Source organism: Anaerobacillus sp. QJM3NY_32 (assembly GCF_056173645.1).
In genome coordinates, this window is the sequence record NZ_CM149684.1 from 1,442,173 (window position 1) to 1,467,058 (window position 24,886).

Consider the following 24,886-nt stretch of genomic DNA (forward strand, 5'->3'; position numbering starts at 1 on the left):
TCAAAGTAACAAACAATACCTTACAGAGGGGTGTTTAGATGGAGGTGTGTGAATTATGTGGAAGAACGGTTACCAAATGCACGCTTCACCATTTAACCCCTAAAGAAGAAGGCGGTTCTTTCAAACCAACCGCCTGGCTATGTGTGCCTTGTCATAAGCAAATCCATGCTCTTTATACGAACAAGGAGCTTGCTATTAGGCTCAATACCATTCCACAGCTCAAAGAAGACGATCGAATTCGTCGTTATTTGAAGTGGATAAAAAAACAGCCAGGAACGAAGAGTGTTAAAACGAAGAAGGCAAACAGTCGAAAGCAGAAAAAATAAATTTTCAAGTCGGTTTTTTATTTAAAATCCTTATAAAATGCAACGTTAATTGAAAAATCTCGAAAATGAGTTAGTTTAGATTCAAAATTCGGTGTTTCGACATTTTTTATAGTGGTATATGTAGATATAGGTAAAAAGGTACTAATTCTTAAGCTATAGGAAAAGAAAATTATTTTAAGTAGAGGTGAAGTGTATGAGAGGAAAAGTATCCTCCGTGTTTTGGAGCACGCTCATTATAAGTTTATTAATGGTTGCTTGGGGAGCGATCTCTCCAGACACATTACAGTCGTTGACGGCGAGTGCCCAAACATTTATTTCGAATAAGTTTGGGTGGTATTATCTAATTCTTGTAACACTGTTAGTTATTTTTTGTGTGTTTATTATTTTCACACCGTACGGGAAAATTAAGCTAGGAAAGCCCGACGAGAAGCCTGAATTTACAAGGTTAAGCTGGTTTGCCATGCTATTTAGTGCTGGTATGGGTATTGGACTGGTTTTCTGGGGTACAGCGGAACCGATGTCCCATTACGCTGTTAATGCGCCTACGGCAGAAACTGGTTCACCCGCTGCCATTAAGGAAGCTTTGCAGTATTCATTTTTCCACTGGGGTATTCATGCCTGGGCAATTTATGCCATTGTGGCGTTAGTTCTTGCATACTTTAAATTTAGACATGATCGTCCCGGCTTAATTAGTGCGACTTTATATCCAATTTTTGGTGAGCGCGTGAATGGTCTTTTTGGTAAAGTTATTGATACGCTAGCGGTTTTTGCAACAATCGTTGGTGTTGCGACAACATTAGGATTTGGTGCCGTTCAAATTAACGGTGGTTTATCGTTCCTAACAGATGTACCAAATAGCTTTAGTACACAGCTGATTATTATCGGCGTCGTTACGGTACTATTCATGATTTCAGCCTGGTCAGGGATCGGAAAAGGAATCAAATACTTAAGTAATGCGAATATAGGATTAGCAGGAGTTCTTTTCCTAGCGATGTTCATTCTAGGACCTACTGTTTATATTCTGAATATGTTTACAGATACAATCGGTTCTTATCTAACCAATTTAATGGCAATGAGCTTCCGTATTGCGCCATTAAATCCAGAGAACCGTGAATGGATTAATAACTGGACAATTTTCTATTGGGCCTGGTGGATTTCATGGTCACCATTCGTAGGGATCTTTATAGCCCGCGTATCAAGAGGAAGAACGATCCGAGAATTTCTCGTAACTGTACTTCTTGTTCCTTCGATTGTTGGCTTCCTATGGTTCTCAACATTTGGGATTTCGGGTATCAACATTCAACAGCAGGGAATTGCTGATATTGCGTCTCTAGCAACAGAGGAATCTCTCTTCGGTATGTTCCAGAATTACCCTCTAGGGCTTATTTTATCAATTATAGCGATAACCCTAATCGGTACATTCTTTATTACTTCAGCTGACTCCGCAACGTTTGTTCTTGGAATGCAAACAACTTACGGTTCCTTAAATCCTGGTACAAGCGTGAAGCTAACGTGGGGGGTTACACAATCAGCTATGGCTGCGGTACTTCTATACACTGGTGGATTACAGGCGTTGCAGAATGTATTGATTCTCGCAGCATTGCCGTTCTCCATTATTATGATATTAATGACCGTGTCCTTCTATAAAGCTTTAAAGAAAGAGAAATATTTAGTGGCGAAAGATCCAAAGCCTAAAAAAGAAAAACGAAAAGAAAAAAAAGCAGGTTCTGAACCTACAGATTCAACTGCACCTGCTACAAAATAGAGATTTGAGGCGATAAGGATTTCCTTATCGTCTTTTTTCTTTTTTGCATATACTAATTTGACTCATTGAATTGATTAACATAAACCGTAAAGAATTCAATATGTCACTATCCTCATTCATTAACTCAGGTGTCGGTCGCTCAATCTTTACTTTTACCCTCCGCCGTTATAAAATGATTTAGCATATAGGATATTATGGATAAGTGGGGATGAAAGATGACGGTAAGGTTGCAATCCACAAGTGAAAAAATCCTCGATCGTAAAGAGGAAATTGCACATTTAATTACAGTAGAGCAAAATAAAAAATTCCCAGATCAATTGGAGAGTCTATCTAATGAACTGCTCCCAATGCGTATTGAATTGGTCACCGTCTATGCTAAAGCGTTAGCGCTTGATGACGTTGAGAGTGAGCAGAAGATTAAAGAGTGGGGTATTGAGACTGGGGAAGAGTGTGCAAGAATCGGAACAACGCTTGATGCGATGTTAAGTGAGGTGCCTCATTATCGCAATTTTATAGGTGAAGTATTGAAGGAATATGCGATTGAGCAAGGCATGGGCATTGAAGAGCTTTATGAAATGATTTCAAAGCTAGATTATACAATGAATTTGGTCGTTTATTACTTTAGTATTCCTTATGTTGACTATCAAACAAATTTACTTGAGCAGTCTCGTAAAGAGATTCTTGAATTGTCAGCACCAGTCGTGCCTATTATGGATGGCGTTGCCGTTCTACCTTTGATTGGAACGATTGATACATACCGGGCGAAGTTAATCATGGAGGAATCTCTTCATCAATCCGTGAATCTCAATCTTAATTATTTTGTAATCGATCTCTCAGGGGTTCCCATCGTTGATACATTTGTCATTCAACAGCTCTTTCAAATTATTGAAGCTCTTAAGCTTGTTGGAGTGGAAGCGAGAATTAGTGGAATCAAACCAGAAATAGCCTTATCAGTCGTAAAGCTAGAAACAAATTTTGGTCAGGCCAACACATACTCAACATTAAAGCGAGCACTAGCCGATTTAGTGAATATGTCTTAAGTGAAACTGCCCTCACATTATGTGAAGGGCAGTTTTTATCAAGGTTGATAACCCCACTCATCCATATTAAATTGTAAAAAAAGATAAAACGACCTTACGATTAGATAACAAAAAACGGGACAAGTGGTTTAGAAAGCGGAAAATATGTGAATGGTTAACTATTGGATAAATGAAAGCTGGTGATTCTATGCTTACGGAACTATTTAATAAATCCAAACATACTGTTGTTTTAACAGGGGCAGGGATGAGTACAGAAAGCGGTTTGCCTGACTTTCGATCTGCACTCGATGGAATGTGGAATGAGGTAGACCCGCTTCAATTTGCAAGCAGAGATGCGATGAAATACGAACGAGATTTATTTGTTCGATTCTATAAGCAACGAATACAAAAGCTAAACGAAGCTTCTCCTCATAGTGGTTACTATCATCTTGCTGATTGGGAACGAAGCGGAAAGCTTGGTTGTATTCTGACTCAAAACGTTGATGGGTTTCATCAGTTGGCCGGTAGTCAAAACGTTGCGGAAATGCATGGCTCATTGCGATCGATTTATTGTGATGAATGTGGAGAAAAAGCTTCAAGTGAAAGATACATGAATGATGATTTTGTCTGCCACTGCGGGGGATTGAACAGACCTGGCATTGTATTATTTGGTGAACCACTTCCAATGAACGCGATTCATCAGGCGAAAGTGGAAGCGAAGAAGGCTGATCTATTTATCGTTCTAGGATCTTCACTAGAAGTATCACCCGCGAACGTATTCCCGATGGAAGCGAAACGTAACGGTGCTAAGTTAGTTATTGTTAATCAGGAGGAAACAGGGTATGACAGCGCAGCTGACCTTGTTATTCATGATAAAATAGGCAAGGTTCTAAATGATCTTGCAGAAGCTAAAGCACAATAGAACATGGAAACATAAAAAAATGCCGATGGATATCGGTGTTTTTTTATGGTCGAATTTACACTATTTTTCAAACATATTTAATAGTAAGATAAAAAGAGATAGAAAGGAGATGTCGGTGTTTGATAGTATTACAACCAATGAATGATTATGATTATAAACAATTTCTTGAAGTTTCGATTGATAGTTATGCAGCAGAAAAAGCTTCGGCAGGAAACTGGAAAGAAGAAGCGTATGAAAAGTCTAAGCAGGAATTTGAACGATTATTGCCTAAAGGAAGGCATACCGAAGATCATTTCCTGTATACCATTGTAAATGCAGCTATAGAGGAAAAGGTAGGAATCTTATGGGTAAAGGAGGATAACGAAGCAAAGGAAGCATTTATCTATGAGTTTGCAGTAAATGAAGATAAGCAAGGTAGAGGCTTTGGAACTGAAGCCATAAAGGCACTGGAAGTATTGTTAATGGAAAAAGACATTGAAGGACTTTCGCTTCATGTTTTTGGTCATAATACAAAAGCAATTCGCCTTTATGAGCGATTAGGATTTAAAACAACTAATATTAATATGAAGAAAAGCTTATAACTAAATTCTTATTTGTCTAATTGAAATGATGGGGGGAGGATCTAAAATTGAATGAACTGAAACGGATGACTGTTTTTTGTGGATCTAGTGAGAATGTTGATAACCACTATTTTGAAGCCGTTGAGCAGCTTGGCAAGGAGCTTGCAGAGAAGGATATTGAAGTGGTTTACGGTGGGGGAAATGTCGGGCTAATGGGGGCGCTAGCAAGATCGGTTTTAAAAGCTGGAGGCAAAGTGACAGGGATCATTCCTCGTAAAATATATGATAATGTGACTCACATAGAGCTATCGAACTTAGTTATAGTCGATACAATGCATGAACGTAAAGCCAAGATGTATGAGTTAGGAGATGCTTTCATAGCGTTACCTGGTGGAATTGGAACCCTTGAAGAATTAACGGAGATATTCACCTGGTATCAGCTTGAATATCATAATAAACCGATTGGACTCCTGAATACAAAAGGCTATTATGAACGCTTTTATCTCATGCTTGAGCACATGGTAGAGGAAGGCTTTCTTCATAAGCAATATATGGAGCCGTTGCTTACAGAAGAAAACCCTGAGAAACTTGTTGCGATGATAAGTCGACATTCGGTTCCTATGATGAATAAATGGAAGCAGGATGATATAAGTGATCGCATTTAAATACCGGACATTCCGGTATTTTTTTGTGCTTTCCTATACTTAAAAGTATGATTGTTTATTCAATAAACACGCCTGAATTAATTAAGTATTCAGACGAAAAAGAAGGGATTATCTCTGTGAAAATGGAACTATACATACGCAAACCAAATATAAGAGAAGAAAGATGTGGAGGTTTCTAAATGTATATAACCATCGGTTCTTTATTCCTTCAAACGGTAAAAAAGTATGGTAAGAAAGAAGCGCTAGTTGATGTAGATCGAAATATAAGATGGACGTATAAGGAATGGAATAGTGAAGTGAATCGCCTCGCTAATGCTTTATTAGATGCAGGAGTTAAAAAGGGAGATCGGGTATCGACCTTTTTATTTAACACTGTGGAATTAGCTACGCTTTATTTTGCTAGTGCGAAAATAGGAGCTGTCATTAATCCAATTAATTTTAGATTGAAATCTAATGAGATCGCTTACATTATTGAAGATGCGAAGCCATCAATATTCCTATTTGAACGTGCTCTCGAACCGATTGTTTCAGAGATACAGTCTCAGTATCCGAATGTTTCTTTCTGGTCAATCGATGATCATGAACCCTCATACGCCGAGAGCTACGAGAAACATGTTCGTCTTTCGCATGATCAAGAGCCAGTAGCTGAAGTAGATGAGAACGATACGTATGCGATTATGTATACGAGTGGAACGACTGGTAGACCTAAAGGTGTCATGCATCGCCATCGTAATATGTTAGAGCAAAGCATCTTATGTGGAGCCTCTTTAAAGCTTACACAAGCCGACCGGGGACTTGTGGCAGCGCCAATGTTCCACTGTGCAGAATTGCACTGTAACTTTTTACCGAGAGTACACTTTGGTGCAGCAAATGTTATTGTTCATCACTTCGAACCGAAGAAAGTACTTGAAGTCATTCAAAACGAGAAAATTTCAGTTTTCTTTGCGGCTCCAACGATGTGGAATATGATTCTTCAAGAAGATTACGGTAAATATGATCGAAGTAGTTTAAGGGTAGGGCTTTATGGTGCTGCCCCAATGGCGCCTTCTCTTGTCGTTTCGGTAAAAGAAAAGCTTGGTATTCATTTAATTCAAGCTTACGGGATGACTGAAATGGGCCCAGCTGTAACATTTCTTGATGAGCACGAACAGTTAACAAAAGTAGGTTCTGCAGGAAGAGCAGCCTTAAACCATGAAGTAAGGGTTGTTCGTCCAAATGAACGAGGTCCTTCAGAACCTGATGACGTGCTTCCTCCTGGAGAAGTAGGTGAAATTATTGTAAAAGGACCATGTATGATGATGGGATATTTTAATCGCCCTGATGCATCGAATGAAGCGATGTATAAAGGGTGGTATCATTCAGGAGATCTCGGCTATATGGATGAAGATAGCTACCTTTACGTTTCGGATCGGGTGGATGATATGATTATTTCCGGTGGGGAAAACGTCTATCCGAGAGAGGTGGAAGATGTTCTCCATGGTCATGAAGGAGTTTTAGATGTGGCGGTACTAGGGCAGCCAGATGAGAAGTGGGGAGAGATCGTCACTGCTATTATTGTGAAGAAAGCGGAAGGGTTAACAGAGGCAGAACTCGATCGTTATTGTAAAGAAAGTCCAAACCTTGCTGACTATAAGCGCCCTCGGAAATATTTATTCTTAGAAGAACTTCCGCGAAATGCTAGCGGCAAAATACAAAAGTTCCGCTTGCGAGAAAAGTATCAAGTTAAAACAAATGAATCCTAAACGCTAAAACTAGCTAAGAACGGGGATGCTATTAAAGCAATATTAGATAATAGTGTTAATCCTTCGATAAATGACTCATTCACGTGTAAATGGATTTTGTTCTTTTATATTGGACAGGGATTGCGAAAGACCTGTATAATTGAAAAATTGTAGGAAGGAAGCGGGCATTCGCTCGCTTTTTTCAATGATTCGTATATTCATGAATTTTGAAATGGCGTACATACTAACATCGAATAGGAGGAGTTGCTCATGATTAAATTATTTACGGATAGTGATCTTGATGGAACGGCCTGTGCTCTTATTGCCGAGTTGGCATTTGAGAATGAAGCTGAGATCACACATTGTACATATCGTAATTTAGATGACAGGGTAGAATCATTTCTTCTACAAAACAGCGGAGATCCGGTGTTCATTACTGATTTATCTGTGAATGAGCATGTTGAAAAACATTTGGAGGAGCGTTATCAAAAAGGAAGTCATGTCCAAATGATCGATCATCATGCTACAGCGATGCATTTTAACGATTACGAATGGGGTTTTGTTGATCCAGGTGAAGATAAAAAAACGTGTGCCGCAACACTTTTTTATCAGTTTCTGTTGGAGAAAGAGAAAATTGAGCGCTTGGAATCGTTAGAACAGTTTCTTGAGCTTGTACGAAAGTACGATACTTGGGAATGGGAAGAGGATAATGAGGTCGATGCGAAACGATTGAATGATCTATTTTCTATTATGGGAAGAGAAACATTTAAATCCGAGATGCTGAGGCGTTTAACGCGAGATCCCGATTCCTTTGCTTTCAATGAATCAGAAGAAATGATTCTTGATCTAGAGGAGCGGAAAATCGAGCGTTACATTCATCAGAAAAATCGTCAGCTCGTTCAAATGGAAGTGGATGAATACTGTATCGGTCTTGTTCATGCTGAATCGTATCATTCAGAACTTGGTAATGAGTTAAATAAGCGAAATCCACATCTTGATTTCATTACGATCATCAATGATGGAAGCCGACGACTTGGTTTTCGAACGATTCATGATGAAGCAGATGTCTCTGAATTTGCTTCACGTTATGGAGGCGGAGGCCACCCTAAAGCTTCAGGTTGTGAAATGAATGAAGACACGTTTGGTATTTTTGTAGCGCCATCATTCGCTCTTAAGCCACTTCGTAAAGATCCTGAACGGAATAAGCTCAATGAGCGAAACAGTGAAAGTGGCTCTTTCTATGAGAATCATGAAGGGAAAATCATCTACATTCGTCCTAGTCGAAATGATCAGTGGGAAATCATGTGCCGCGGCGAGGTTGAAAAGAACGACTTCGAACACTTTGAGGATGCAGAACGATACGTCAAACGCTCTTATCATGCGTGGCTCCGTTCTGATAAGGAAGTCGTGGAAGACTTTGTCCGTATTCTTCCTCTTACAAAGAAACAAATCATCGATCGCTATCACTATATGATCAAGTCAATGCTTCATCAAGAAGAAGACGCTCTTAGCTGAGCGTCTTTTTCATATAGAATTCACATCGATTTTTCATCATTTTGTTTTCTTATTTCGTTAAAATAAAAGGATAGAAAGAGGCACAGTCGTTTTGTGTCTATGAGGTAATCCTGAATGAAAAAAGCTAGCTTCCTATTTGTTTTCTTCCTATTATTTTATTTGTATGGTAGCATGCGAAACCACGAAGCCATTTTTGAAGACGACGAGGGAGAGAACTCTTGGCGCTGATCAGTGCACAAAATCTGTTTCTTTTCTTTGATCCCGGGGTATAGAAGGTTACATGCCCATGGCACTCAACCATAGCGTTGCGAGCATGCATAATGGGTGTGAAAGGAGAAATCAGTGAAGCGAATGATCTTTAACAATCGCTATTCGCAAGTCCTTTACCAGACACAGAAAGCCAGGGAACGATGCTTAAAGTTTGAGAAGAAACCGTACATTAGGACGATCGCGACCGCTACTGGATTCTCAGAAGAAGAGATCTTAGAATCTCTCGAATTTGGTGATGTCGATTACATCATGAAGCTGCGTTTGCACTATAGCTAGACGTAACGTTGTGCGTTGTAGAGCCATTAGGGCATGTAACTCTTAGGTGAACTTTGTTCATAAAGAGAGCGGCTATCAGTGTAGCTGGAGGCTGATTATTTCAAAATGAAATAATCAGCTTTTTTTGTGTTTTTAACGTGACGCCTTTTAGAAAAAATAACTATTTTTCAAAAATAATGGAACCTTTTTCTGTTAGAGTCGTAGAAAGAGATGACATTATTTTGAAAGGTTGTGTACATAATGAACGAAGATTATGAAGAAAAAGGAAATGTAGCAAAGCCATCACTACTTGGAATGATTTGGAGTCCTGGAGAACAGTTAAGCCATATCCGACAAGCTCCTAAAGTATGGTTGCCCTTACTCGTTGTTACGGTATTATCACTGATCGGCGGGTGGTTGATGATACTTGGGCCAGGATTCGAAGAGCAGTTCGCTACAGGGGATTTACAGGGAGAAAATGTTGACGGTCTTATTTTATTTACTAAAATCATTACAATCGTGTCGGTTGGCGTTGGTCCGGTATTATCCATCCTCGTTGGTAGCTTTATTCTTTGGTTGATTAATAAAGCAACAAGCTCAGAAGCTACGTTCAAACAATTCTTCTCGATGAATACGTATATTGGGTTTATTGGAGCAATAGGTGCTGTTCTTAATGGACTTATTATTGCTATTGTCGGAGGCACAGTTGATAAGCTCTACACAAGTCTTGGTAGTTTAGTAAGTGGAGATGGATTTCTAGGTGGATTTCTGAATGGTATTGAGATCTTTGGAATCTGGACGATTATACTGACGGCTCTAGGTCTTCGCATTACTGCTAAATGGCCCAAAGGACTCGTATGGACAATCGCTATTATCCTTTTTGTTTTTACAATTGGCGGCGCCGTAATCACTGGTGTAACGAATAATATGTCAGGAATATAAGCAATGAAAAAGAAGATTTGGATTGCAATCGCTGTTGTTTTAGTCATTGTTATTGTAGTAGGTGTGAACATTTATCGGACTTATGCGGATAGCACGGCTACTGTTGAAGCTGAAAAAGCTATAAAGGAAGAAATAAATTCCACAGTTATGACTCCTGGAACGTTAGCAATGGCTGATGAAAGCACCCTTTATCAGGATCCTGCTAAGGGTGAAGTGAAGGAGGTTCTTGTTAAAGAAGGAGACTCCGTAAAAAAAGGAGATTCAGTACTTACATACGAGAATCAGGATTTAGAAATGGAGAAAGAGCAGAACGATATTAACATCGAGTCGCTATATCTACGAATCAATTCACTTGATAAACAAGAAAAGCGTTTAAACGAGAAAAAAAGCGACTTAGCTGATAAAGCTGGAGAAGAAGCAGCAGAAACGATGGAAGCAGAGCTTGATCAAGTGAAAATGGATAAGCGGATGGCGAATCTTGACTTACGTCAGGCATTATTGCAGCAAGATCGTTTGAAGCAGAAAATAAGCGAACTTGAAGTAACAAGTGACATTAGCGGTGTTGTGTTAGAAGCCAATGATGCAAACGCACCGCAGTCGACTCAAATGGAAAAGCCTCTTTTGCGAATTGGAAGCATGGAAAACCTTATCGTCGAAGGAACGCTTTCTGAATACGATACGTTGAACATTGAATCAGGTCAAAAAGTTACGATTACAACAGATGTGCTACCTGACGAAAAATGGGAAGCGGAAGTAATGGATGTAGGCTATTTACCGGAAGCATCGGGTGCTGAATCAAACGCTTCTGCTGTTCAATATCCGGTTACGGTTACATTAAAGAAGCCAGAAGAGTTGAATTTAAACCCAGGGTTCCAGATGATTCTTGAAATTGAAACGGAATCGCATGAAGCATTAACACTTCCATTTGAAGCGGTTCAGCAAGATGGGGAAGAATCATTTGTCTTTATTGTGGAGAAAGGCAAAGCTGTGAAACGCGAAATTGAAACAGGTTCTTCTACAACGAAGCGGATTGAAATTACGAAAGGGATCTCGACGGAAGAACAAGTTATCATCAATCCGCCGGATAAGCTTAAAGACAATATGGAAGTGACCGTAAAATGATCCAACTTGATGAGATTACAAAAAGCTATACCCTTGGTAAGGAATCGGTCAATGTTCTTAGAGGAATTAGTTTGGAAATTAATAGTGGTGAATTTGTTGCCATTATGGGCCCGTCTGGATCAGGTAAATCAACCTTAATGAATATAATTGGTTGCCTTGATCGCCCAACAACTGGATCTTATTTCTTAAATGAAGAAGATGTGTCGAAACATAAAGATCAGGAGCTAGCGAAAGTTCGAAATCAATCCATTGGTTTCGTGTTTCAACAGTTTCAATTATTACCAAGACTAACAGCGCTCAAAAATGTGGAACTTCCTATGGTTTATGCTGGTGCTTCGAAAAAAGAACGAGAAGAGCGCGCTAGAGATGCTTTGACGAAGGTCGGACTACAGGATCGAGTCGAACACCTTCCAAATGAACTCTCAGGCGGCCAGAAACAGCGTGTCGCTATTGCAAGAGCACTTGTGAATGATCCGTCTCTTATTCTTGCTGATGAGCCTACAGGAGCCCTTGATACGACTACTAGCGTTGCGATCATGGATTTGTTCGTTCAGCTTAATAAAGAAGGAACGACGATTGTTGTCGTCACACATGAACCAGAAGTAGCCGAGTATGCAAACCGTGTGATCTACGTGCGGGACGGTTTGCTAGGGCAGAATCCTCTTGCGAACAGGGGGCATACAACGTGAGTCTTTGGGAAAATATCAAAATGGCTTTGACGTCAGTCAAAGCCCATAAGATGCGTTCCATCTTAACGATGCTTGGCATTATCATCGGAGTTGCTGCCGTGATTGTCGTTGTTGCTATTGGGCAGGGCGGAGAGGCGATGCTTAAGTCTCAAATAGCCGGTGATGGAAACACGATTGAAGTATTTTACCAGCCTTCTGAAGAAGAAATGCAGCAGGGGAAATGGGAAGATAATCCCTTTACACAGGAGGATATCCGTCAGTTAGAGGGAGTGGAAAAGGTCTCGAATGTTGTGGCCTCTTCCTCTGAATTTTCTACCGCTCGACTTCGAGAAGAAGAAGCCGAAACTTCAATTACAGGTATCAATGAAGCTTATTTAGATGTGAACCAACTAAAAGTAGAAGAAGGACGTTCTTTTACAAGTGCTGATTTTCTCGGTGGTCGAAGAGTAGCCGTTGTAAGTGCAGCGATGCAGGAAGAATTATTCGAAGGTAAATCACCAATTGGAAAAATCATTCGAATTGGTGTTCAGCCTGTTGAAGTGATTGGGGTGCTTGAGAAACCAACAGGGCTTTTTGCGTTCGGTTCAGTAGAAACGTACATTCCTTGGACGGCAATGCGAAATATGCTCGGAACGAGTAACTACAGTCAGGTGACACTTCAAGTCGAGAACGCTGATGATATTCAACCGATTGGAGACCGTGCAACGTTATTATTAAATCAGCTACACGATACAGATGATTCTTATCAAGTTATTAATATGGAAGAAATTGCGCAAGGAATTGGGCAGGTAACGACCATTATGACAACCATAATTGGAAGTATTGCTGGAATTTCGCTTCTTGTAGGTGGCATTGGTGTGATGAACATTATGCTCGTTTCTGTAACGGAGCGAACGCGTGAGATTGGAATTCGCAAGTCTTTAGGAGCGACAAGGCAACAAATCTTGCTTCAGTTCCTCGTCGAATCCATTATTTTAACGTTAATTGGAGGAATCATTGGTATATTGCTAGGATCTGGTACAGCTTATCTTGTCTCCTTTTTTGCAGACTGGCCATCGTTAATCTCATGGCAGGTCGTTTTAGGAGCCGTCGTCTTTTCCATGTTTATTGGGATTGTATTTGGTTTATTACCAGCGAACAAAGCCTCAAGATTAGACCCAATTGATTCCCTTCGTTATGAATAATAAGAAAGAGGATGAGCCGGCTCATCCTCTTTTTTGCGTTAACTATTCGAAGTTTGACGATGTTTTGTTAAAGCGACCTTAATTTGAAAGTAAGTAAACGATTCGGGTAGTGCTTCTTTAATTGGCTTTAGTTTATCAAACCCTACATCTGCCGCTTTCTCAAGAATCTGATGCTCTGTTTCCTGATCGATGAGACGGCTTGTATCTTCAAGTAAACCTTCTTCCATTGCCTTTAGTAGATGACTCTCGACGGTGGTTGGACTTAACGAACGCGCTGCTGAGATGTTTGGAATGTCTTTACCTTCATCAAATAATTTTAATGAGGCTTTATGACTCGCATCCTCTGAAGACGTAGGTTTCGCTGATTTTGCCGATGAGAGTAGCTCTAGAAAGACTTCGCCATATTTATCAAACTTCATATCCCCGACGCCCTTGATCTCAAGCATTTCTTCACGTGTGGAAGGGATTTTGGCGCTCATTTCTCGCAAGGTACTATCGGCAAACACTACGTATGGTGGCACGTTGTCACGGTCGGCAATTTGCTTTCGTAGCGTCCGCAGCTGAGTAAAGAGCTGATCATCCTCTTCAATCGCTACTGGTTTACGAGCTACTTTCTTATAAATGTTTTCCTGGCCTTTTAACACAGGTAATGTTTTCTCCTGTAGAACGAGGGTGGGGTACTTACTATCAGTTAAAAGAATATATTGTTCGGCTGTTAGAAAATCAATCATATCCACAATATCCTGCTGAGTGAGATGTTTTAATAAACCAAAAGTTGAAACGCTGTCGAGTCGAAGTTCGTTCAAGCGTTTTGATTTTGATCCTTTCAGAACCTGTGCAATGATTGTTTTCCCAAATCGTTCATTCACTCGTTTAATCGTTGAAAAAATCATTTGGGCTTCACGGGTAATGTCAACCGCTTCTCTGTCATCAACACAATTGCTACATTTACCACATTGATAGCCTGGCCGCTCATCTCCAAAATAGTGAAGAATGGTTCCTTGGAGGCATTTTTCAGTATGACAATAATCTACCATCGCTTTTAATTTGGCGAGATCAGCGGATTTACGTTCAGGTTCATGTTGGTTCTGATCAATGAGAAACTTCTGCACATGAATATCACCAGGAGAAAAGAGAACAAAGCAATCACTTTCTTCTCCATCACGCCCAGCTCGCCCTGCTTCCTGGTAGTAAGATTCCATGTTCTTTGGAAGGTTGTGATGAATCACAAACCGAACATTCGATTTATCAATCCCCATCCCAAAAGCATTAGTTGCGACCATAACGGAAATGTTATCGAATAGAAATTCCTCTTGCGCTGTTTTGCGCTGCTTTTCTGTCATACCAGCGTGGTACTTGCCAACTTTGATGCCCTGTTTGTGTAAGGAAGCGTAAAGCTGATCTGCTTCCTTTCTAGTGGCGGTATAGATAATACCGGATTCAGAAGCGTTTTGGCTAAGGTATTTATCGATAAATGATTTTTTCTTCTCTCCTTTAATAACAGAGAAGTGCAAGTTTTCCCTGGCAAATCCGGAGATAAAGGTTTGCTCTGGGGTTATGTTTAAGATTCGCTGAATATCCTGAATAACTTCAGGTGTTGCCGTAGCTGTTAAAGCAACGACGGGAGGCTGCACTTCAAAGTGATGAAGCATCTGGCTAATCTTCATATAACTAGGTCTGAAATCATGCCCCCACTGGGAAATACAATGGGCCTCATCGACGGCAATTAGCGAAATCTTAGTCCGCTTAAGCAACCGCTGAAACGTTGGTGCTTCTAAGCGTTCTGGAGCGACGTACAGTAACTTTATTTCTCCACTTTCAGCTTCAGCCATACGGTCTCTAATTTCAGTCTCTGTAAGTGAGCTATTAATATAGGCAGCTTCTATACCGTATCCGGCAAGCGCATCAACCTGATCTTTCATTAGTGAAATTAGCGGTGAAATGACGATCGTTAATCCATCTGATAGAAGAGCAGGAATTTGGTAACAAATTGATTTACCTCCACCAGTAGGCATAATGCCAAGCGTATTATAGTTAGATAGAACACTTGAAATGATCTGTTCCTGTCCACCTCGAAATTGATCATACCCAAAATGATGTTTAAGTTGTTCTCGTGCTTGTTGGAGCATCGTATCTTCCTTTCTGGTTCGTCAGAAGTTCGTTTGCTTTTCTCATCTTACCGTACCCGTTGAATTGTGTATAGACAACCTCCGTGATTCTTTAAAAATGGAAATGATCACTGCAAAGGTTAACGAACAAGATTACTAAAAGCAGTCATTAATCATTCTTTCAGTATTAATATAGGATAAATGTTTAGGAAATGGGCAAAATGGTAGAATGTGCAAATAAAAAGTGGTTTTTAAGCGTAATCAAAGGGGAACATGAGTATGGTGGACTGGTTTGAAGTTATACTAAGATCTTTGTTTATTCTTATCGGACTATTTTTCATCACAAAGCTTCTAGGGAAAAAGCAATTATCTAAACTTTCCTATTTTGAATATATTGTTGGCATCATTATTGGTGACATTGCCGGTAGTTTATCAATGGACATCGAGGTAAGCGTTATTCACGGTATAACGAGTCTGTTAATATGGACGCTTGTTTCTGTGTTACTCAGCTATTTATCGATGAAAAATAAAAAAGTAAGAGATTTCGTGGAAGGAAAAGCACGAATTTTTATAAAAGATGGCAAGATCCTTGAGGACAACTTAAAGAAAGAGCGTTTTACAATTGATGAACTGCTAGAAATGCTCCGCAAAAAAAGCGTCTTTTCTGTAAATGAGGTAGAGTTTGCACTATTTGAAGCGGATGGAGAGCTCAGCGTTTTACTAAAGCGAGATTATCGGATGATACGACCATCAGAACTGTGGCTTCATCTTCCCGAAGAGAAAGAGCCTAAAACCGTAATTATGGATGGAGAAATCATTAAAGGAATGCTCATTGAAGTAGGGAAGAGCGAAGAGTGGCTGAGAAGCTACCTAATAGACAAGCAGGTGGTAGTAGAAGATGTTTTTCTTGCGCAGCTTCACTCTGATGGAAAGCTAACGCTTGATTACTATGAAGATGGTATTTCGGAAGTTGAATAGCACAATGGAGGATGTTATGGAAAAAGAAGGATCGTTCCGATCAAAAGAAGAGCTTATCGTGCTTCTTCTAGATCGTGGAATATATAAAGTGAAGCACAAGCAATTATACGAGTGCTCCCAAACAGAATTGTACTACTACTATCTTTCTATAACGAGAGATAAATTACAACGATTAACTACAAAGGTTAGTTCGTAACAGCTTCTATTTAGAAGCTGTTATTTTTATGAATGAATGGTCTTATAATAAGAATTTGTTCGAATAGTGTAAAGAACATTTTAATAAAGAAATAGAGTCATTTTGTCTAGTTTTGGCGAAAGCCTTCACAAGTCATAAAATAATTTGGATAATAGAGCTTGTACTTAAACCGATAGGAGGGGTGACGAACTTTGTTATATGTTAAACAGGACGCAAAAGAAGAATTGCTTCACTGGATAAAGCGTAAGCAAGAGGAAATGATTGAGATTGGTACATCTAAAGGAATTTCACATAAAGAAACTTTACAGTGTAGTCAGGAGTTGGATGATTTACTAACTTCGTATCAACGTTTGGCCTCCGTCAACCAACTTAGAAGTTAACCTTTGGATCGAGTGAAAAATGGCTTCCTTAACGACTGGTGGATAATCGTTTTGGAACTCACGAATACAATCACGAATTTGTTGAATTAGTATAATCTCCTCACGAACTGCATCGTTCATTTCAACATCCTCCTCGAGATTCAGTTTATACACCAATCATGACAAATTAGATGCTAAATCGTCAATCCTTTTTACTTAAAATCGTTCAAATGTTCTTATAAAATTCATTATTTTCTGTTAAATTAAGTCTTTTGTACTATATGGCTTGTATGACCTACATAATGTTCTTTAATTTTCTTAAAAAAATTTCATACAATGTTTGAACAAATGGCTCAAAAATTATATACTAGAAAGGACGGGTTTTGGTGCCCATTAATATGTGGCCCCAAACCTCTGTTTATTTCTATAACATTCATTTAACGTAAATGATGATTTGATTGATAAAGGAGGTCTAGCAATGAAGGAAGGAATCCATCCAAAATACCAGCAAGTTGTATTTTTAGACGTTAGTACTGGTTTTAAGTTTCTAACTGGTTCTACTATGGGATCTAACGAAACGATTGAGTGGGAAGACGGTAGCGAATATCCACTAATCAAAGTTGATATTAGTTCTGAATCTCACCCATTCTACACTGGTCAGCAGCGCTTTAACGATGCTGGTGGTCGTGTTGAAAAGTTCAAAAAGAAATACAACCGCTAATAAAAGTAGAAAACACTCTGAGGAGTGTTTTCTTTTTTTGACTAAAAATATACGATGAAAGTGATCGGAGCATTTATAAAACTTTCAAAACGATAAAAGCTGTTTTCGTAACTTTGATAATGCGCTTTTTCTCCAGGATTTCACTGCTTCAATGCTCACTCCTTCAACCCCAGCTAATGTCTTAAGGGATTCCCCGCCCAAAACGACCATGTTCACCCATTTACTCTGCTTTTCTGTAAGATTACTTAAGTCTAGTTCAGGTAATAGAGTTTGTTGATGAACTGGTAGCCTTTCTTCATATTCACTCCAATCTGAGTGAAGAGCGAGCTGTTTAGACAATCGTATTTCTTGGCGACATTCATCAATTAGCTTTCCACGGACTTTCATGTAGGCGTAAGATGAAAAACTTCCTTTCCCATGTTGATAGCTTTCAGCACATTCCCATAGGGCGATCATGCCTACCTGTTCATATCTCATATAATGGTTTGTAAGATGAAGCTTTTTAATCTGACTTTTGATGAGTGGCATGTATTGTTCAACCAAATCTTCAAATACGCTATCTTCCAATGAAATTTTCTCCTGAAATCAGGTGCACCTTACTTTTATTCCGCCGGTAAATCAGACGATACGTGAATAAGAGAGAAGAGTCATATGAGCAAACTTAGAGTTTTGTCTAGGAGAATCGGTATGTACATCACGTCATGCTTGTGAGAATGGGGAGTACAGCTATACTCATAATTACCTAACAGGGAATCTTTCCTTTTTCATATTCGGTATACCAAAATCTTAAAGAAACATAAAAAAACGATCTAAGATTAGATCGTTTTCGGAGGAGAGGACTTATGCTTTTCGATAGCAAAGCTGGGCGTTAATGCCTTTTAATTGAAGTTCGCGGACAATACGTCTTAACTCTTCTTTTGTTAGGAGCGGCTCTTTCACAATCTTCCACCTCCACTAATTTGGGATTACTGATCGAGTTCCAGTGCGTCAATAAGTGCAGTCTTATATAAGTCAAGTTCGGAGAATCCTTCAAACTGATGTAGCATTCCTTTAAAGATAAAGCGACGCGGGTTTGGATCACTTACTTCCTTCTTCAGAAATTGAATGGTTTCAAGCAGCTCTTTACGCTGGTTTTCTTGAATGTTCATTCGATTAATCAACGTAGCCATTTCATTCAATATATGAGAAGGGGATTTTCGCTCGCACCCATCTGAATGACTCATGTTCTGGAAGATTGCAGAGGCATGATCCAATGAGAGGAAGGGGGCAGTGTTATTTTCTAACATACCGCTTACCATGTCATTCAAGCGACTTAATATAAAGCGTGGAAGATACTCCAGGTCTAAGTCAGCATTCTGTAAGACAATTAGCTTAATATAGGAGGAGTACATACCATCTAGGAGCAAAACACAGTCCGGGAGAATCGGAGTAATCCGATCGCCATATAAGTCTTGAATGCTACTCGCTAACGTTTCAAGGGACTCCATTCTTATCTTAAGAATTAAATCGTCTATTTCTTTGTTCATCGAAATAGCTTGTTCCCTGAATTGCATAATAATAAACTCTTTATGATGCAAAATTTCTTGTGCCTGAACGTAAAGCAGCTTCTCAAGCCGTTCTTCAGGGGTGAAGGAATCTAATTTCGCTTCTGATATTTTCTTTTTTAATTTCTCATAATAATAAGCGAAAATGGAATAAAGCACATCATCTTTAGATTGGAAGTGGAGATAGACGGCTCCTTTAGAAATTCCACTTTCATTAGCGATTTCCTGTATAGACGTGGAATGGAATCCTTTTTTGGCAAAAAGCTGCATCGCCGTTTCAAGGATTACTTTCTTTTTTTCATTCATCTTACACCTCTGTTCGCCAGTAATTTTACTGACCGGGTTTTGATGACCGATTGGTCACATCTATTATATCATGTTCAAGATTTTTTTCCTAATCTCATTTTTTACGTATATTTTACAGTGATTTGTAAACAAAATAACTTGAATTATAACGTTTAATTAAGTATAGTTATTGTGTAATGACCGGTCAGTCATAGCAGAAGTAGAAAAAAGGAGTGGAAGCTGCTTGAGAAAGCTGATTCAATTTTCATTAAATAATAAGTTTGCAGTTTGGTTATTAACGATTATCATAACCGCTGCCGGATTATACTCAGGGTTTAATATGAAGATGGAGACTATTCCAAATATTAATACCCCGCTCGTGTCCGTGACGACAGTGTATCCTGGTGCAACACCAGAAGAAGTGTCTGATAAAGTATCAGAACCAATTGAAAACAAAGTGGAAAGTCTCCCAGGAGTGAAGGTCGTTAGTTCATCTTCATTTGAAAATGCTTCGAATGTGCAAATTGAATATAATTTCAGTAAAAACATGGATGAAGCTGAAGATGAAGTAAGGGAAACCATTCAGTCACTTTCATTACCTGAAGAAACGCAAGACCCAGACGTGTCACGACTAAGTTTTAATGCTTTCCCAGTCATGTCACTAAGCGTTTCAGAGAAAGATCGTTCACTTACAGAATTAACCCAGCGTGTAGAAGATGATGTACTTCCAGCTGTTGAAGGCGTGGAAGGCGTTTCTTCTGTATCGATTGCTGGGCAGGAAGTCGAAGAAGTATCCTTCTCATTTAAAGATGAGAAAATGGAAGAGTACGGTTTAGACGAAGAGACTGTTAAGAATCTCATTAAAGGTTCTGCTGTTAACATTCCTCTTGGGCTATATAACTTTGACGATAATCAAAAAGCCGTTGTTGTAGACGGTAATGTATCGTCATTAGAAGATTTAAAAGAACTTGAAATTCCAGTCATTCCATCACAGCAGGGTCAGGGAGCTCAAGCAGGCTCAGCTCCTCAAGCACCTTCATCAACTGATGGTGCACAAGCCCCGTCCGCTTCTGCTGAAGGAGCTAGCGAAGCTCAAGCACCACCGAAAGTTCCAACCGTTCAGCTTCAGGACATTGCAGACATTGAATTAGTTGGGGAAGCGGAATCAATTTCACGTACGAACGGTCAAGAATCGATTGGTATCCAAGTTACAAAGAGCGCAGATGCTAACACTGTTGATGTTGTAAATGGTGTGAAAGATAAAATTGCATCACTTGAGGATTCGAATAGCGACATTAGTATTGTGACGATATTCGACCAAGGAGAACCTATCGAAGAATCTGTTAGTACAATGTTGAATAAAGCGATTATTGGAGCGATTTTCGCAGTACTAATCATCCTATTGTTCTTGCGTAACATTCGCTCAACTTTAATCTCAGTTATTTCAATACCGCTGAGTTTGTTAATCGCATTGTTAGTTTTAAATCAATTAGATATTACACTGAACATTATGACGCTTGGTGCGATGACGGTTGCGATCGGTCGTGTTGTCGATGATTCCATTGTTGTCATAGAGAATATCTATCGACGTATGGCCATTGAAGGCGAGAAGCTACGAGGGAAAGAACTCATTACAGAAGCTACGAAGGAAATGTTCGTTCCAATCATGTCTTCTACCATTGTAACCATTGCCGTATTTCTACCACTTGGCCTAGTACAGGGGCCAGTAGGTGAACTATTCTTACCGTTTGCACTAACGATGGTATTCGCTCTACTAGCATCATTGCTTGTTGCGATTACCATTGTGCCAGCGATGGCTCACTCTCTCTTTAAAAAAGGGCTTGTGAAAAAAGAAGGAAAACCTTCTCATAAAGAAGAAGGCAATAGTCGTCTTGCGAACGGTTATAAGAAGATGCTGAATTGGGTACTCAATCATAAGCTGATTACATTTGGAGCAAGTCTACTTGTATTAGTAGGAAGTCTTTTCCTCGCACCGATTGTTGGCGTAAGCTTCTTACCTTCCGATCAAGAGAAAATGATTGTAGCGACCTATAATCCAGAGCCTGGTGAAACGACTGAGAATATCAATGATCTCGCTCTTGAAGCGGAAGATTATTTCCTTGATAAGGAAGATGTTGATACAATTCAGTTCTCAGTTGGTGGAGAAAATCCAATGAATCCAGGTGCAAGTAACCAGGTTCTCTTCTTCGTAAGTTATGATGAAGAAGCAGAAGGATTTGAAGAAGAACGCAAAAACGTTCTTGAAGATTTGAAACAAATGACTGAAAAAGGTGAATGGGGCTATCAGGACATCTCTGCTTCTGGTGGAAGTAACCAGATCACATTAGTTGTGAATGGAGAAACAATGGATGACCTTGGTCCAGTTGTTGAAGATGTAACGGCCGTTCTAGAGAAAGAAAAAGATCTAACAAATATTAGTTCTAGTATTTCTGAATCCTACGATCAGTTTACGATTGTAGCAAATCAAGAAAAACTAAGTGAGCTAGGGCTATCAGCTGGTCAAATAGGAATGGAGCTTCGAAACACAGGGGAAGCACCAGTTCTTACAACTATTGAAAAAGATGGAGAAGAAATAAATGTCGTTCTTGAAGTGAGTGAGAAGACATATAAAGATCAAGAAGATTTAGAAGGTACAACGATTACGTCACCACTTGGTATGGATGTACCTCTAAGTGAGATTTCAACGATTGAAGAAGGGGAGTCTTCTAACACAATCACTCGTCGCGATGGCAAAGTGTATGCTAACGTGACAGCGGAAGTACTTGATGACAATGTTGGTCAAGTTTCTGCAGATGTGCAAGAAGCCATTGATAACATGGACTTACCGGACTCTTCAGAAGTAAGTCTCGGCGGAGTAACTCAGGATATTAATGAGTCCTTTACTCAGCTCGGTTTAGCAATGCTTGCTGCTATTGCGATTGTGTACCTGGTTCTTGTTATTACCTTCGGAGGTGGTCTTGCACCACTTGCGATCTTGTTCTCACTTCCGTTTACCGTGATTGGTGGACTAGTCGGACTATTGATTGCTGGAGAAACAATTAGTATTTCTTCCCTAATTGGAATGCTCATGTTAATCGGTATTGTTGTAACAAATGCGATTGTACTGATTGACCGCGTGATTCATAAGGAAAAAGAAGGATATACAACAAGGGAAGCGCTACTTGAAGCTGGTGGTACGCGACTTCGACCGATTCTAATGACTGCACTTGCGACAATTGGCGCATTAGCACCACTTGCATTCGGTTTAGAAGGCGGAGCGCTCATCTCTAAAGGACTTGGGGTCACTGTTATTGGTGGTTTAACAAGTTCAACTCTTCTTACGCTAATTATTGTGCCTGTTGTGTACGAATTCTTCATGAAGTTTAGAAGGAAACCCAAAAGCGAATAGAGAATAAAAGATGGAGGCCGGTGGGGCCTCCATTTTTTGTGCTTTGAATGGGTAAATAAACATACGAATCGCACTGTTTTACTAAATAATTTGTCAGATGTGTACAAAATGGTATTTTCGGGAAACAATGAACTATTAATGAGTAAATAGGAGAGACATAACAATGGAAAAAGTGGAAGTAATGTATGTCGAATATTTTCATGAGCGTCTAGAAGAGATCGGAGACAAATGGACGAAGCGCCTACAACTTTTGGTTGATGAGAGAGAAGCAACCGATACGGCAGTTCTTAAATTACCGGAATTAAAAAACGAAATTCAGTTATTCTGTTCGGATTTTGTAAAACAAATGATTTTTCTTGAATCAAATAGCAGGGATGTTCTAGGGTGGGCTGAAAGAATGGTAGGGATTTTTTCGAATCACACCTTTTCTCTACAGCAGTCAGTGGCAAGCTTAACCTATCTCAGACAAATTCTTTGGGACGTGATGGTAGAGTTTAGTGCACAAGAAGATCAGCTGATTGAAGCAAGTCGATTAGCTGAGTGGGGTAGTTACATGAACAAGTCGTTTGATTTGCTTCTTCATAAGGTGACTGTCTATACCAATCAATTAAATGAAGAACAGATTGCAGCTCAGCAAACGAAGATTACCGAACTAAGCGTGCCAATCATTCCGATTTCAAAAGAAATTGGCGTTCTCCCTCTGATTGGAACGATTGACACATACCGTGCATCTCTTATTCAGCGCAAAGGGATTGAACGTAGTGCTGATCTACAGCTATCTTATCTTGTGATCGATTTATCAGGTGTACCAATTATGGATACGATGGTAGCAAATGAGATCTTTCAGCTCATCAACATGCTTGAACTCTCAGGTATTGAATCGATTTTAACGGGTATTCGGCCTGAAATTGCGCAAACAGCTGTTCAGCTTGGAATTGATTTTAATAATGTGCATACTTATGCTCACCTGCATCAAGCTTTGAGTGCTATTCTATAGCATGCAGGTGAGGTGATCATTAAGCAATTGATAATTGCCATGCTTCAACAAAAAGAGAGCTATGATGTATTTGCTATTACGCTTAAGGATGCTAATGTTATAAAAAAATTGCTTTGAAAGCTCGCGATAAGGTAATTTTCTCGACTTAAAAATACTGCTTACAAGATCTTCCGTTGAAGCTAGTTTAAAGGCTATTTCTCTACACAAGTCTCGAGTCGCATGCTCTGCCGGCGTACTAGCCGGCAGTTTTTTAAGTGAAATACGAAATAATCGTAGCTGTTCCTGATAGCGAATGATTTCCTTCTGAATTGAATAATTTACATTAATCATAGTCCAAGCACCTGGCTTCTTTCTCTCAAATTTTAGTAAATGAACGCTTTGATGTGTAGATTATACGGCTAAGCATTGTGCTGGTCAATGGGCCTATTTTGGTGAATGGGTGATTTGGCAGTGGGTCTAAAGTATTGTTCGTGTTGAAGAACGCTCTTGTAATCTCTGATACAAGCATGGATAACAATATCAATACGAAAACCTGAACTTTCGTTCAGGTTTTCGGAAGTATATTTAATTCTTTTATTTTAAGGCAAGGGGCGAAACGTGAAGAAATCCATATGATCTCGAATGAAGTGCTACGACCAGTTCGCTATACCACTTAATTCATGGTAGATACTATCTGGTTGAAGGTTTAGCTTTTCAACAGGGTTTTCGTTACGATTAATCCAGGCTGTATGAAAACCGAAGTTCTTGGCACCAGATATATCCCATCCATTTGAAGACATGAACAGAACTTCTTCTCGCTTAAGCTCAAGGAAGTCAAGTGCATGAGTATAAGCAGCAGGTGATGGTTTGAATTGTTTAATGTCATCTGCGCTTATAATGTAATCCAGGTGTTCAGATAGAGGAGATTGCTTTACGAGCGGATCGAGCATATCGTGTGAACCATTTGAAAAAATAGCAAGCGTCATACCTTGTGCTTTTAATTCTTGAAGTACCTTTGGAACCTCTTCATACACATCTAGTTGCTGATAAGCTTCGAGAAGAATTTCCTCATTCTCATGACTTAATTCTGTCTCTGCTTCTTCTACAGCATAGCGAAGGGCATCTCGAGTAACCTCCGAAAAAGGTCGGTAGTTTCCCATCATTTGTCTGAGATAGCTATATTCAAGCTGTTTTTTTCTCCAACTTTGACTAATTTGATCTCCTTTACTAGGAAACAGCTCTTCACACTTTTTAGATACTGAATAAACATCAAACAACGTACCATATGCATCAAATACGAAAGCCTTTATATTTTTCATAAGAATCCTCCTTTAAGGATGTAACTTGATTAAGTG

General features: G+C 39.5%; 25 protein-coding genes. 19 read left to right on the plus strand and 6 right to left on the minus strand.

The genetic code is table 11. The features are described from left to right. Window positions 1-38 precede the first annotated feature (38 nt). The 13 genes from AC0VYH_RS07775 to AC0VYH_RS07835 all read left to right on the plus strand — a co-directional run bounded on the left by AC0VYH_RS07775 (window position 39) and on the right by AC0VYH_RS07835 (window position 12,955). Window positions 39-326 (plus strand): HNH endonuclease, encoded by a 288-nt coding sequence (locus AC0VYH_RS07775; RefSeq protein ID WP_430242314.1) that lies wholly within the window; start codon window positions 39-41, stop codon window positions 324-326. 193 nt (window positions 327-519) lie between these two features. Further along, window positions 520-2,091 carry a glycine betaine uptake BCCT transporter gene (locus tag AC0VYH_RS07780; protein ID WP_475367088.1) on the plus strand — a complete coding sequence of 524 codons (1,572 nt, stop codon included), beginning with the start codon at window positions 520-522 and terminating at the stop codon, window positions 2,089-2,091. A 215-nt stretch (window positions 2,092-2,306) separates the two neighbouring features. Beyond that, window positions 2,307-3,131, plus strand: coding sequence for an STAS domain-containing protein (locus tag AC0VYH_RS07785; protein WP_475368797.1), 825 nt, complete (start codon window positions 2,307-2,309; stop codon window positions 3,129-3,131). 187 nt (window positions 3,132-3,318) lie between these two features. Further along, window positions 3,319-4,032: an NAD-dependent deacylase gene (locus AC0VYH_RS07790; RefSeq protein WP_475369050.1), complete on the plus strand. Its 714-nt coding sequence runs from the start codon at window positions 3,319-3,321 to the stop codon at window positions 4,030-4,032. 119 nt (window positions 4,033-4,151) lie between these two features. Further along, complete coding sequence (locus AC0VYH_RS07795) at window positions 4,152-4,613, plus strand: GNAT family N-acetyltransferase (RefSeq protein WP_475373616.1); 462 nt, start codon at window positions 4,152-4,154, stop codon at window positions 4,611-4,613. Window positions 4,614-4,660: 47 nt separating this feature from the next. Continuing rightward, window positions 4,661-5,257 carry an LOG family protein gene (locus AC0VYH_RS07800; RefSeq protein WP_430242306.1) on the plus strand — a complete coding sequence of 199 codons (597 nt, stop codon included), beginning with the start codon at window positions 4,661-4,663 and terminating at the stop codon, window positions 5,255-5,257. 179 nt (window positions 5,258-5,436) lie between these two features. Beyond that, the gene (locus tag AC0VYH_RS07805) at window positions 5,437-6,999 is read left to right on the plus strand and encodes a fatty acid--CoA ligase (protein WP_430242304.1); all 1,563 of its coding nucleotides are present in this window, start codon (window positions 5,437-5,439) and stop codon (window positions 6,997-6,999) included. A gap of 249 nt (window positions 7,000-7,248) precedes the next feature. Beyond that, window positions 7,249-8,493, plus strand: coding sequence for a DHH family phosphoesterase (locus tag AC0VYH_RS07810; RefSeq protein ID WP_475367092.1), 1,245 nt, complete (start codon window positions 7,249-7,251; stop codon window positions 8,491-8,493). Window positions 8,494-8,835: 342 nt separating this feature from the next. Beyond that, window positions 8,836-9,039 carry a hypothetical protein gene (locus AC0VYH_RS07815; protein ID WP_430242300.1) on the plus strand — a complete coding sequence of 68 codons (204 nt, stop codon included), beginning with the start codon at window positions 8,836-8,838 and terminating at the stop codon, window positions 9,037-9,039. 240 nt (window positions 9,040-9,279) lie between these two features. Beyond that, complete coding sequence (gene yknW, locus AC0VYH_RS07820; RefSeq protein WP_475367093.1) at window positions 9,280-9,960, plus strand: YknW family membrane protein; 681 nt, start codon at window positions 9,280-9,282, stop codon at window positions 9,958-9,960. Window positions 9,961-9,963: 3 nt separating this feature from the next. After that, entirely contained in the window at window positions 9,964-11,082 is a 1,119-nt protein-coding gene (locus AC0VYH_RS07825; RefSeq protein ID WP_475367094.1) for an efflux RND transporter periplasmic adaptor subunit, read from the plus strand. Further along, the gene (locus tag AC0VYH_RS07830) at window positions 11,079-11,771 is read left to right on the plus strand and encodes an ABC transporter ATP-binding protein (RefSeq protein WP_430242295.1); all 693 of its coding nucleotides are present in this window, start codon (window positions 11,079-11,081) and stop codon (window positions 11,769-11,771) included. Before AC0VYH_RS07825 ends, AC0VYH_RS07830 begins: the two co-directional genes overlap by 4 nt. Beyond that, complete coding sequence (locus AC0VYH_RS07835; protein WP_475367095.1) at window positions 11,768-12,955, plus strand: ABC transporter permease; 1,188 nt, start codon at window positions 11,768-11,770, stop codon at window positions 12,953-12,955. Before AC0VYH_RS07830 ends, AC0VYH_RS07835 begins: the two co-directional genes overlap by 4 nt. A 38-nt stretch (window positions 12,956-12,993) precedes the next feature. On the opposite strand, the gene recQ is transcribed toward AC0VYH_RS07835, so the two are convergent. Beyond that, on the minus strand, window positions 12,994-15,084 hold the full coding sequence (recQ, locus tag AC0VYH_RS07840; RefSeq protein WP_430242289.1) for a DNA helicase RecQ: 2,091 nt from the start codon (window positions 15,082-15,084) through the stop codon (window positions 12,994-12,996). A 258-nt stretch (window positions 15,085-15,342) separates the two neighbouring features. Between recQ and AC0VYH_RS07845 the strand changes: the two genes are divergently transcribed. The 3 genes from AC0VYH_RS07845 (at window position 15,343) to AC0VYH_RS07855 (ending at window position 16,617) form a co-directional block, all read left to right on the plus strand. Next, window positions 15,343-16,041 carry a DUF421 domain-containing protein gene (locus AC0VYH_RS07845; protein ID WP_475367096.1) on the plus strand — a complete coding sequence of 233 codons (699 nt, stop codon included), beginning with the start codon at window positions 15,343-15,345 and terminating at the stop codon, window positions 16,039-16,041. Window positions 16,042-16,057: 16 nt separating this feature from the next. Next, window positions 16,058-16,237, plus strand: coding sequence for a Fur-regulated basic protein FbpA (fbpA, locus tag AC0VYH_RS07850; RefSeq protein WP_475367097.1), 180 nt, complete (start codon window positions 16,058-16,060; stop codon window positions 16,235-16,237). 257 nt (window positions 16,238-16,494) lie between these two features. After that, window positions 16,495-16,617, plus strand: coding sequence for a Spo0E family sporulation regulatory protein-aspartic acid phosphatase (locus tag AC0VYH_RS07855; protein ID WP_430242421.1), 123 nt, complete (start codon window positions 16,495-16,497; stop codon window positions 16,615-16,617). On the opposite strand, the gene AC0VYH_RS07860 is transcribed toward AC0VYH_RS07855, so the two are convergent. Further along, window positions 16,570-16,737, minus strand: a complete 168-nt coding sequence (locus AC0VYH_RS07860; protein WP_194222344.1) for a hypothetical protein — start codon at window positions 16,735-16,737, stop codon at window positions 16,570-16,572. The two genes, AC0VYH_RS07855 and AC0VYH_RS07860, sit on opposite strands and share 48 nt — an antisense overlap. 337 nt (window positions 16,738-17,074) lie before the next feature. On the opposite strand from AC0VYH_RS07860, the gene AC0VYH_RS07865 reads away from it, so the two are divergent. Continuing rightward, window positions 17,075-17,317, plus strand: a complete 243-nt coding sequence (locus tag AC0VYH_RS07865; protein WP_048310190.1) for a type B 50S ribosomal protein L31 — start codon at window positions 17,075-17,077, stop codon at window positions 17,315-17,317. An 84-nt stretch (window positions 17,318-17,401) separates the two neighbouring features. Here the strand turns inward: AC0VYH_RS07865 and AC0VYH_RS07870 are convergent, their stop codons facing one another. Next, entirely contained in the window at window positions 17,402-17,884 is a 483-nt protein-coding gene (locus tag AC0VYH_RS07870) for a sigma-70 family RNA polymerase sigma factor (RefSeq protein WP_475367098.1), read from the minus strand. A gap of 398 nt (window positions 17,885-18,282) precedes the next feature. Next, window positions 18,283-19,167 carry a TetR/AcrR family transcriptional regulator gene (locus AC0VYH_RS07875; protein WP_194221049.1) on the minus strand — a complete coding sequence of 295 codons (885 nt, stop codon included), beginning with the start codon at window positions 19,165-19,167 and terminating at the stop codon, window positions 18,283-18,285. 223 nt (window positions 19,168-19,390) lie between these two features. Here AC0VYH_RS07875 and AC0VYH_RS07880 point away from each other — a divergent pair, with 223 nt between their 5' ends. Together AC0VYH_RS07880 and AC0VYH_RS07885 are read left to right on the plus strand one after the other, a co-directional pair. Continuing rightward, window positions 19,391-22,555, plus strand: a complete 3,165-nt coding sequence (locus tag AC0VYH_RS07880; protein ID WP_475367099.1) for an efflux RND transporter permease subunit — start codon at window positions 19,391-19,393, stop codon at window positions 22,553-22,555. Between the two features lie 163 nt (window positions 22,556-22,718). Then, window positions 22,719-23,552 (plus strand): STAS domain-containing protein, encoded by an 834-nt coding sequence (locus tag AC0VYH_RS07885; protein WP_475368801.1) that lies wholly within the window; start codon window positions 22,719-22,721, stop codon window positions 23,550-23,552. On the opposite strand, the gene AC0VYH_RS07890 is transcribed toward AC0VYH_RS07885, so the two are convergent. Next, window positions 23,547-23,882 carry a hypothetical protein gene (locus AC0VYH_RS07890; protein WP_475368802.1) on the minus strand — a complete coding sequence of 112 codons (336 nt, stop codon included), beginning with the start codon at window positions 23,880-23,882 and terminating at the stop codon, window positions 23,547-23,549. The genes AC0VYH_RS07885 and AC0VYH_RS07890 overlap by 6 nt on opposite strands. 299 nt (window positions 23,883-24,181) lie before the next feature. Then, window positions 24,182-24,850 carry a haloacid dehalogenase type II gene (locus AC0VYH_RS07895; protein WP_475368803.1) on the minus strand — a complete coding sequence of 223 codons (669 nt, stop codon included), beginning with the start codon at window positions 24,848-24,850 and terminating at the stop codon, window positions 24,182-24,184. Window positions 24,851-24,886: the final 36 nt, after the last annotated feature.

Coding starts and splice junctions, on each gene's coding strand:
- fbpA (WP_475367097.1), top strand. CDS start 16,058: ATGGAAAAAGAAGGATCGTTCCGATCAAAAGAAGAGCTTATCGTGCTT.
- AC0VYH_RS07790 (WP_475369050.1), top strand. CDS start 3,319: ATGCTTACGGAACTATTTAATAAATCCAAACATACTGTTGTTTTAACA.
- AC0VYH_RS07825 (WP_475367094.1), top strand. CDS start 9,964: ATGAAAAAGAAGATTTGGATTGCAATCGCTGTTGTTTTAGTCATTGTT.
- AC0VYH_RS07865 (WP_048310190.1), top strand. CDS start 17,075: ATGAAGGAAGGAATCCATCCAAAATACCAGCAAGTTGTATTTTTAGAC.
- AC0VYH_RS07895 (WP_475368803.1), bottom strand. CDS start 24,850: ATGAAAAATATAAAGGCTTTCGTATTTGATGCATATGGTACGTTGTTT.
- AC0VYH_RS07860 (WP_194222344.1), bottom strand. CDS start 16,737: ATGAACGATGCAGTTCGTGAGGAGATTATACTAATTCAACAAATTCGT.
- AC0VYH_RS07855 (WP_430242421.1), top strand. CDS start 16,495: ATGATTGAGATTGGTACATCTAAAGGAATTTCACATAAAGAAACTTTA.
- yknW (WP_475367093.1), top strand. CDS start 9,280: ATGAACGAAGATTATGAAGAAAAAGGAAATGTAGCAAAGCCATCACTA.
- AC0VYH_RS07885 (WP_475368801.1), top strand. CDS start 22,719: ATGGAAAAAGTGGAAGTAATGTATGTCGAATATTTTCATGAGCGTCTA.
- AC0VYH_RS07775 (WP_430242314.1), top strand. CDS start 39: ATGGAGGTGTGTGAATTATGTGGAAGAACGGTTACCAAATGCACGCTT.
- AC0VYH_RS07890 (WP_475368802.1), bottom strand. CDS start 23,882: ATGATTAATGTAAATTATTCAATTCAGAAGGAAATCATTCGCTATCAG.
- AC0VYH_RS07780 (WP_475367088.1), top strand. CDS start 520: ATGAGAGGAAAAGTATCCTCCGTGTTTTGGAGCACGCTCATTATAAGT.
- AC0VYH_RS07875 (WP_194221049.1), bottom strand. CDS start 19,167: ATGAATGAAAAAAAGAAAGTAATCCTTGAAACGGCGATGCAGCTTTTT.
- AC0VYH_RS07845 (WP_475367096.1), top strand. CDS start 15,343: ATGGTGGACTGGTTTGAAGTTATACTAAGATCTTTGTTTATTCTTATC.
- AC0VYH_RS07810 (WP_475367092.1), top strand. CDS start 7,249: ATGATTAAATTATTTACGGATAGTGATCTTGATGGAACGGCCTGTGCT.
- AC0VYH_RS07785 (WP_475368797.1), top strand. CDS start 2,307: ATGACGGTAAGGTTGCAATCCACAAGTGAAAAAATCCTCGATCGTAAA.
- AC0VYH_RS07830 (WP_430242295.1), top strand. CDS start 11,079: ATGATCCAACTTGATGAGATTACAAAAAGCTATACCCTTGGTAAGGAA.
- recQ (WP_430242289.1), bottom strand. CDS start 15,084: ATGCTCCAACAAGCACGAGAACAACTTAAACATCATTTTGGGTATGAT.
- AC0VYH_RS07805 (WP_430242304.1), top strand. CDS start 5,437: ATGTATATAACCATCGGTTCTTTATTCCTTCAAACGGTAAAAAAGTAT.